Source organism: Kitasatospora sp. NPDC056076, from assembly GCF_042266305.1.
In the GTDB taxonomy this organism is placed as follows: domain Bacteria; phylum Actinomycetota; class Actinomycetes; order Streptomycetales; family Streptomycetaceae; genus Kitasatospora.
The window spans coordinates 13,619-22,235 of record NZ_JBHJWG010000004.1 but is presented as its reverse complement, the minus strand read 5'-3'; the positions used below and the strand labels follow the sequence as shown (position 1 = coordinate 22,235).

9 protein-coding genes are annotated in these 8,617 nt (G+C 73.5%); 8 read left to right on the top strand and 1 reads right to left on the bottom strand.

The genetic code is table 11. The annotated features are described in order from the left end of the window. Nucleotides 1–424 precede the first annotated feature (424 nt). The 6 genes from ACFC1T_RS04705 (at nucleotide 425) to ACFC1T_RS04680 (ending at nucleotide 3,749) form a co-directional block, all read left to right on the top strand. Entirely contained in the window at nucleotides 425–841 is a 417-nt protein-coding gene (locus tag ACFC1T_RS04705; protein WP_375883535.1) for a peptidoglycan-binding protein, read from the top strand. Between the two features lie 25 nt (nucleotides 842–866). Beyond that, on the top strand, nucleotides 867–1,283 hold the full coding sequence (locus ACFC1T_RS04700; protein ID WP_375883532.1) for a peptidoglycan-binding protein: 417 nt from the start codon (nucleotides 867–869) through the stop codon (nucleotides 1,281–1,283). Between the two features lie 25 nt (nucleotides 1,284–1,308). After that, the gene (locus ACFC1T_RS04695; protein ID WP_375883530.1) at nucleotides 1,309–1,701 is read left to right on the top strand and encodes a peptidoglycan-binding domain-containing protein; all 393 of its coding nucleotides are present in this window, start codon (nucleotides 1,309–1,311) and stop codon (nucleotides 1,699–1,701) included. A gap of 85 nt (nucleotides 1,702–1,786) precedes the next feature. Next, a complete protein-coding gene (locus tag ACFC1T_RS04690; RefSeq protein ID WP_375883527.1) occupies nucleotides 1,787–2,875 on the top strand; it encodes a peptidoglycan-binding protein in 1,089 nt (362 codons plus the stop codon). Between the two features lie 89 nt (nucleotides 2,876–2,964). Further along, the gene (locus ACFC1T_RS04685) at nucleotides 2,965–3,336 is read left to right on the top strand and encodes a peptidoglycan-binding protein (protein WP_375883525.1); all 372 of its coding nucleotides are present in this window, start codon (nucleotides 2,965–2,967) and stop codon (nucleotides 3,334–3,336) included. A 47-nt stretch (nucleotides 3,337–3,383) separates the two neighbouring features. Further along, on the top strand, nucleotides 3,384–3,749 hold the full coding sequence (locus ACFC1T_RS04680; protein WP_375883523.1) for a peptidoglycan-binding protein: 366 nt from the start codon (nucleotides 3,384–3,386) through the stop codon (nucleotides 3,747–3,749). 85 nt (nucleotides 3,750–3,834) lie between these two features. On the opposite strand, the gene ACFC1T_RS04675 is transcribed toward ACFC1T_RS04680, so the two are convergent. After that, a complete protein-coding gene (locus ACFC1T_RS04675) occupies nucleotides 3,835–4,230 on the bottom strand; it encodes a hypothetical protein (protein WP_375883520.1) in 396 nt (131 codons plus the stop codon). Nucleotides 4,231–4,598: 368 nt separating this feature from the next. Here ACFC1T_RS04675 and ACFC1T_RS04670 point away from each other — a divergent pair, with 368 nt between their 5' ends. After that, nucleotides 4,599–6,551, top strand: coding sequence for a PhoX family phosphatase (locus tag ACFC1T_RS04670; protein ID WP_375883518.1), 1,953 nt, complete (start codon nucleotides 4,599–4,601; stop codon nucleotides 6,549–6,551). 78 nt (nucleotides 6,552–6,629) lie between these two features. Beyond that, the gene (locus tag ACFC1T_RS04665; RefSeq protein ID WP_375883515.1) at nucleotides 6,630–8,474 is read left to right on the top strand and encodes an N-acetylmuramoyl-L-alanine amidase; all 1,845 of its coding nucleotides are present in this window, start codon (nucleotides 6,630–6,632) and stop codon (nucleotides 8,472–8,474) included. Nucleotides 8,475–8,617 lie beyond the last annotated feature (143 nt).

Below are 8,617 nucleotides of genomic sequence, written 5' to 3'. Positions count from 1 at the left end.
CACCCCGCCCCCGCCCCCCCACCCCCCCCACCCCCCCCCCCGGCGGCGGGCGGGGCGGCCCCCCCCCCCCCCGGGGGCCCCCCCCCACGTCCGCGTTCGCCGGAACCCGGGCCCGCGCCCCACCTCACGTCCCATGGAGCGGCTCCGCACCGTGGGACACATCCCTGGGACTGATGGGACGTCGGAAGACCTTCCGGACGGCCCACGGAGTCCGGCAGAGTACGGCAGCGTCCCCGCCGCAGCAGGGTGGCCACGCGCCGACGGCGCCCACCCGATCCGACGCGTACCGGCAGCACCTCCCGGCCTTCGCCGAGGCCGGTCCCGCGCGGCGGAGCCCGCCCGGGCCCCACACCCCGTACCGCCCGGGGGCCGTACGTGCCCGACGGCACGCCGCCCCCGACCACCGTCCCGCAAGGAGAGTCCCATGACCCTGAAGACCATCGGCCGCACCGTGGTGGCGGCGGCCCTCGCCGGCTCGGCGCTGCTGGGCCTGTCCGGCACCGCCAGCGCCGCCCAGGGCGCGCCGTACATCGGCGACGGCTACCCCAACAGCCACCAGGCCGTGTGGTGCGTCCAGCACAACCTCAACCGCTTCATCGACATCACGACCAAGGCCAACCGCCCCGCGCGGCTGGACGAGGACGGCTACTGGGGCCCGAAGACCAAGGCCGCCGTCCAGTGGATGCAGACCGACGCCATGGTCGGCGGCCAGTGGCTCCAGTCCGACGGCATCGTCGGCCCGCTCACCGGATCCCTGATCGTCGGTTACGGCTACCCCGACTCCATCGGCAGCCCCAGCGCCCCCTGCTGGCAGTACATCCCGACCGTCGAAGGCCCCTGATCAACCGGCGCAGGAGGACTGACGCATGAGCAAGAGGAACTTCGGCCGCGCCGCGGCGGCACTGGCCCTGGCCGGCTCGGCGCTGCTGGGCCTGTCCGGCACCGCCGGCGCCGCCCCGGGCGCGCCGTTCATCGGCGACGGCTACGCCAACAACACCCATGCCGTGTGGTGCGTCCAGCACAACCTCAACTACTTCCTGAACCGCACCACACAGGCCGACCGCCCCGCGCCGTTGGCGGAGGACGGGCTCTGGGGCCCGCAGACCAAGTCCGCCGTCCAGTGGCTGCAGGCCCACACCTTCATCAGCGGCCGGTCGCTCCTCCAGGACGGCTACGTCGGCCAGCTCACCGGGAACGCGATCATCAGCGACGGCGACCCGTACTACGTCGGCAGCTACGACGCCTACTGCTGGCAGTACATCCCGACCACCTACGGCCCCTGACCGCCCGTACCGCGAGGAGCAACCCATGACCGCGAAGTCCTTCGGTCGCGCCGTGCTGGCGGTGGCCATGGCCGGAACCGCCCTGCTGGGCCTGGCCGGAACCGCCGACGCGTCCGAGTCCGCCGGCTACATCGGCGACAACCAGACCAACGACTCCACCGGCGTCTGGTGCGTCCAGCACCTGCTCAACGACGTCGCCCGGGCCAACAACCGGGCGACCATCGACGAGGACAGGATCTGGGGCCCGAAGACCAAGGACCAGGTCCAGTGGTTCCAGGCCTTCGTCCACGTGCAGCCGGACGGCATCGTCGGCCCCTTCACCGGCGACAACCTCCTCTACCGCGGTGATGCGCAGTACGGCGGGAAGCACGGTGCCTGCTTCCCCTACATACCCAGCGACTCGGGCCTGTTCGAGTAGCACCCGCCCGCCGAGCACACCTGGCGTCAGGGGAACGGACCACCCGCCTCCCTGACGCATCACCATGGAACCGGAGACCCCTCCTGTGAGCACCCTCCTCCCCACCCGGCGCCGGTTGTCGCTGGGCCTGGGCCTGGGCCTGGCCCTGGCGTCCGCGCTGACCGGCCTCGGCGCCTCCACCGCCTCCGCCGCGGCCCCGCCGGCCCCGATCCCGATCACCTCCCCGTCCTGCCCGGCCAACCTCCAGCAGGGCGAGGCCGACGGCTGCGTCACCCAGCTCCAGGCGGAGCTCAACCTGACCGGTGCCCACCTCACCGTGGACGGCCAGTTCGGGCCCGCCACCGACGGCGCCGTGCGCACCTTCCAGGGCGCGCACAGCCTCACCGCGGACGGCATCGTCGGCCCGGCCACCAAGTCGGCGCTCGACACGGCGGCCACCGCCGCCTCCGGCACCGTCGACCTCCGCACCCAGTGCGGGAACCTGCAGACCGGGGCGAGCGGGCAGTGCGCCTCGACCCTGCAGACGATGCTGAACACCTTCAACGCGGGCCGCCTCGTCGTGGACGGGCAGTTCGGCCCCGCCACCGACACCGCCGTACGCAACTTCCAGGCCGCCCAGGGCCTGGCCATCGACGGCATCGTCGGCGCCGGCGTCAAGAACGCCCTCTACAGCGCCACCCCCGCCCCGCTGCCCAGCGGCCCAATCGACGCCACCAAGGTCCTGAACGCGGCCAAGTCCTACCTGGGCGTCCCGTACGTGTGGGGCGGCGGCCACTCGCTGCGCGGCGAGGGCCCCGGCCCGTCGCTGGGCACCTGCGACGGCTACACCGGCTCGATCCAGCCCTGCCCGGCCAACACCACGGCCGGGATGGACTGTTCGGGCCTGGTCCGGGCCGCCTTCTGGTTCGGCGCCGGCATCGACCTCGCCAACGGCGGCGACACCACCGAGCAGACCCTGGACAAGCACCTCACCCCGATCACCGAGGACCAGCGGCAGCCGGGCGACGTCGAGTACTTCGGCACCGACGCCCACAACACCCACCACGTGGTCCTCTACGCCGGCACCGACTCCGCCACCGGCACGGACATGATGTACGAGGCCAAGGAGACGGGCACCGACGTGCACTACGTCACCCTGCGCACCGGCGGCTACTGGTACCACGTCACGGCCTGACCGCCCGGGGCCGTTCGCCCGGCCCCGCCGGCGGGGACCTCACCGTCCCACCCCGACCATCGACCTGACCCTTGTGAAGGACAACACCCATGCGTACCAAGCTCGCTGCCGTCGCCGCGGGAGCCGTCATGCTCACCGGCCTCGGAATCGGCACCGCCACCACCGCGTCCGCCAGCACCCCCGCCGTGTGCACCCAGTACGGCTACTACAGCGACAACGAGGCGCAGGTGAGCCTCAACGACAGCGGCCCGGAGATCAAGGCGCTGCAGTGCGAGCTCAACTACAGCGTGCGCGGCGCCGGTCTCAAGGTGGACGGGATCTTCGGCAAGAACACCCTCGCCGTCGTGAAGAAGTTCCAGGGGTGCGCCGGTCTCGACCCCGACGGCATCGTCGGCCCGCTGACCTGGAACAAGCTGGACAACCAGAGCGACATCGACACCGCGGCGAACTACATCTGCTGACCCGGCCCGACCGAGCCCTCCCCGTCACCCGCGCCGAAGGAAGAACCATGCGCAACAAGCTCGCGGCCGTCGCGGTCGCCAGCCTCCTGGCCGCCGGCTTCGGCGTGACCACCGCCGGCAGCGCCTCGGCCGCGACGTCCCCGAGCCAGCTCTGCGGCGGCTACAGCACCAGCGAGCCGGAGCTCTCCCAGGACGACAGCGGTGACGCGGTCAAGGCCCTGCAGTGCGAGCTCTACAACTCCCTCGCCTACCAGGGCCCGGACGTCGACGGGTACTTCGGCCCGAAGACCCTCGCCGCGGTGCAGAAGTTCCAGACCTGCACCGGTCTCAAGGCCGACGGCATCGTCGGCCCGCTGACCTGGGCCAAGCTGGACGACCAGGCCAACAACGGCTCCCGCCCGGTCTGGTGCTAGGGACCGTCGTGGACTGACGAAGCGCCCGGCCGGGACCTCCCGGCCGGGCGCTTTCGCGTAAGGCCGGTCCGCGGCTCCCGGCCGCTCAGCCCGTGAAGGGGAAGGGCGGCAGGACCCGGCACACGGAGTCCCGGGGCTGCCCGGGTTGCAGCGGCGCGGGGGATCCCATCCCGGTGACGTAGAACCAGGTCAGGACGGCCGCGGCGGCGAGCAGGGCCGGCAGGCGGTACCGGCGGCTGCTCGGCCGGCGGCCCAGCAGTACGCCGAGCGCCAGGAGCGCGACGAGCATGACCGCCCACCAGGACACCGTGGCCGTCGCCAGGTTCGGGTTGGGCTCGTGGTCCTGGCCGAGGCAGTACCGCCAGGCCGCGACGATGCGGCTGTTGCCGAACAGCGTGCCGCCCGTGGCCAGGACCAGGGCGGCCGCCGTCCAGGCCGCCCGCCGGATCCAGCCGCTCCGCCGCTCCCGCGCTGACCGCATGCCGCCTCCATGTGCTCTTCCGTCCGTCCGGAACCGTGGATCGCCGGATTCCGGTACCACGATGCCCGTCGGCCCGGCTCCGGTTCCCGTCCCCGGCGTCCCCGCCGTCCCACGCCGTCCCGGGATGGGGCGCCGGAGCATCTGAGACGGATTCAGGATGGCTACGGGGTCGAAGTCGATCTAGGTTCAGGTCCGCGAGACCCGCGGCGATCCGTTCGCTCCGGCCGACCTTTCGCTCCGGAGGGCCTCGCGCTCCGGCCGACCGGCTGTCGCCGCACGGCCCCCGAGCACGGGACGCGGCGCACGCACCCGGTCCTCTTCAGCCCCGCACCCCGCCCCGGCGGGCCGACTTCCCTTGGGTGGCGACCATGCCAGATCACGACACTCCGCAACCGGAGGCAGCACCCCGCCGCACGTTCGACGACGTGGTGGCCGCCGGCCTGTCGCGCCGTCAGGCCCTGACCGGCGGCACCATCGCCCTCGCCGCGTTCCTCGGCCTCTCCGCGTCCCCCGCCTCCGCCGCCCCCGCCGGGCAGCCGGGCACGGCCGGTGCGGCGGCGCACCCGCTCGGCTTCACCGCCGTCCCCGCGAGCAGCGCCGACGCCGTCACCGTGCCCGCCGGGTACTCCGTGCAGGTGCTCGCTCCGTGGGGGCAGGCCGTGCACGAGAGCGGCCCGAAGTGGCGCGCCGACGGCGGCAACACCGCGGCGGAGCAGGCCGAGCAGGTCGGTTCCCACCACGCCGGCCTGCACTTCTTCCCGGGCACCGACGACTCCCACGGCACCCTGGTGCTCACCCACGAGTCCACCGACGCCGCCCTGCTGTACGGCCGCACCGGCACGGCGGCCACGGACGGACAGGTGAGCAAGGAGCAGGTCGCCAAGGCGCTCGCCGCGCACGGCGTCAGCGTGCTGGAGGTGCGCCGCACCGGCGGCACCTGGCAGCTCGCCGACTCGCCGCGCAACGTGCGCGTCACCGGTGCCACGCCCGTCACCTTCTCCGGGCCGGTGGGCGCCGACCACCCGGCCCTGCGGACCGGCACGCCCGCCACGGGCACGCTCGGCACCGGCGCGCACGGGGTGACCCCGTGGGGGACGTTCCTGGCGGGCGAGCGCAACACCGCCGGCTACTTCGGCACCGACGACCGGACGTGGCGGGCGACCCGCGCCCAGAAGCGGGCCGGCCTCGGCGCCCGCGGCGACGGCCACGGCTGGCACCGCGCCGACGCGCGCTTCGACCTCGCGGTGAACGGCAACGAGGCCAACCGGTTCGGCTGGGTGGTGGAGATCGACCCGGCCGACCCGCAGGCGGCACCCGTGAAGCGCACCGCGCTGGGCCGCTTCCAGCACGTCGGGGCGAGCGTGACCGAGTCCGCCGGCCGGGTCGTCGTCTACAGCGGCGACGACGAGAACGGCGGCTACCTCTACAAGTTCGTCGGTTCGGACAGCTGGTGGCGGCTGCGCTCCCAGGGCCGCAGCCCGCTGGACCACGGCACCCTGTACGTCGCCCGGTTCGAGGACGACGGCACCGGCCGCTGGCTGCCGCTGACCCACGGCCAGGGCCCGCTGACCGTCGCCAACGGTTGGGCCGACCAGGCCGACGTCCTGCTGCGGGCCCGGCTGGCGGCGGACTCGCTCGGAGCCACCCCGCTGGAGCGGCCCCAGCAGACCTCGGTCGGCCCGGACGGGACGGCCTTCTGCGCGCTCGCGAACAGCCCGGGCCTCGGCCACTGCGCCGCCGGCCCGAACGCCCACCGGGCCGCGGTCAGCCCGCGCGCCGAGAACCCGTACGGCCACGTCGTCCGCTGGCGCGAGGACGGGACGGCCGACCAGGGCGACGGCCGGGCGACCGGCTTCCACTGGCAGGTCTTCGTGCTCGCCGGCGACCCGGCCCACGACCACCAGGTCCACCTGGACGCCGCCGGCATGTTCGCCTCGCCGAAGAACCTGTGGTCCGACGCCGACGGCCGGCTGTGGATCGGGACCGGCATCCCGGCCTTCGACCAGAACCGGGCCGAGACCGGCCACGAGCACCTGGGCAACAACGCGATGCTGGCCGCCGACCCCGCCACCGGCGAGGTCCGCCGCTTCCTGACCGGCCCGCGCGGCGCCGAGATCACCGGCGTGGTCACCACCCCGGACCGCCGCACCATGTTCGTCAACGTCCAGCACCCGGGCGAGCACACCCTCGCCTGGGGCACGCCAACCCAGGACGATCCCCGCGTGGTCAGCAACTGGCCGGACCACGACGCCGCCGGCCGCCCGCGCTCGGCCGTGCTCGTGATCCGGCGGACGGACGGGGGCGTCATCGGGGCCGCGTGACGCGCCCGACGCCCGACCCACCCGACGCCCGCCCCACCCGTCCTGTCAGCAAGCCCAGCACGACTTCCGGAGAACCAGATGGTCACCATCATCTCGCGCAGTGAATGGGGCGCCCAGCCGCCCAAGACAACCGACTTCGGTCCCTTCTCCCCGTGGGTCGGCGGCATCGTCATCCACCACGAGGGCGGCGGGCACAAGTCCGTCGATCCCCACAGCCAGTGCGCCGCACTGGTCAGGAAGATCCAGGACGAGTCGATGCACCACGGCCTCACCCAGGACATCCGGGAGTGGACCGGCAACGGGGAGCCCGAGTACGACGACATCCCGTACAACTTCCTGGTCTGCAAGCACGGTTCCATCTACGAGGGGCGCGGACTCAACTACCGGTCCGGCGCGAACGGCGCCGAGTCGCCCGGGGCCAACTCCGACTACTACGCCGTGATGGGCCTGATGGGCGCCGACGACGACGTGACCCCGGAGATGGTCGCGGGCATCAGGACGCTCTGCGGCTGGCTGCAGAACGAGAAGGGCGCGGGCCTCCGGATCGTCGGGCACACGGACGTCCGCACGGTGACCCACACGGACTGCCCCGGGAAGCTCTACCCGTACGTCAAGGACGGCTCCTTCATCCAGCGGGGCTCGGGCACCGGTGCCGGCCCCGACTCCGACACGCTGCACATCTACTCCCGCGCCCAGTGGGGCGCCCGCCCGGCGAAGGACATCACGCCGGTGGCCATCGGCGACCGCACCGGGTTCACCGTGCACTACTCGGACGGGCCGACCACCCAGACGCTCCGGTCGATCCAGAACTACCACATGGACTCCAACGGCTGGTCCGACATCGGCTACAACTTCCTGGTCGACACCAGCGGCCGGATCTTCGAGGGCCGCGGCTGGTACCTCCAGGGCGCGCACGCCTACGGGGCCAACACCACCCACATCGGCGTCTGCTTCATCGGCGAGAGCGGGGACGCCACCGACATCGCGATGTCCGCGATCCGGTCGATGTACGAGAAGGCCTGCGACATGGCCGGCCACGTCCTCACCAAGACGTACCACGGCATGCTCCCCGGCAACTCCACCGACTGCCCGGGGGCGCAGCTGCGCGCCTGGGTCCAGAACGGCATGCCGGCGCAGGTCCGCCCGATCGACTGGGCGGGCTCGGGCTACACCCCGCCGCCCACCGACTCCAGCGGCGCGAGCGGCGGCGGCATGACCCAGGTGCGGTCGGTCTCCGCCCAGCAGCAGGCGGTCAACGGCCTGGGCTACAGCCCGGCACTGGACGTCGACGGCGCCTGGGGGCCGAAGACGGACGCCGGCGTGCGCTGGCTGCAGAACAAGGTCGGCGTCACCGCCGACGGCCTGTGGGGGCCCGGGACCGAATCGGCGTTCAAGGCCTTCGGGGGCGGCTCGTCCGGCGGCGGCCCCATGACGTCCGTGCGCTCGATAGCGCGCCAGCAGCAGGCGGTCAACGACCTGGGCTACAGCCCGGCACTGGCCGTCGACGGCGCCTGGGGCCCGCTGACCGCCGCCGGCGTGCGCTGGCTCCAGGGCAAGGTCGGCACCAACGCCGACGGCCAGTGGGGCCCGGCCACCGAGTCCGCGTACTTCGCGTACATCGACGACGGCGCCGGCCTCACCGTCGACGGCCAGTTCGGCACCCTGACCATCATGGCCGTCCAGCGGGTCTGCGGCTCCACCCCGGACGGCCAGTGGGGCCCCGACTCCAAGCGTTCGCTCCAGCACCACCTCAACGTGTGGGGCAACGCCGGACTCGTCGAGGACGGCGACCCCGGCCCGGCCACCTACCGGGCACTGCAGACCTTCCTCAACGCCAGCGGCGCCGGCCTCACCGTCGACGGCCAGTGGGGCCCGGCCACCATCTCGGCCCTGCAGAACGCCCTGAACCAGGGACGGTTCTGACCCCGGGGCCCGTCCCGTACCGGAGGGGCGGGGGGGGGGGCGCGGGCGGCGCCCCGGGCCCGCCGAGTAGCGCAGGCGGCAACAGAGAACCCCCCCGGCCCCCCGGTGGGGGTACGCGCCCGCGGGGAGGGTTGGGTGGGGTC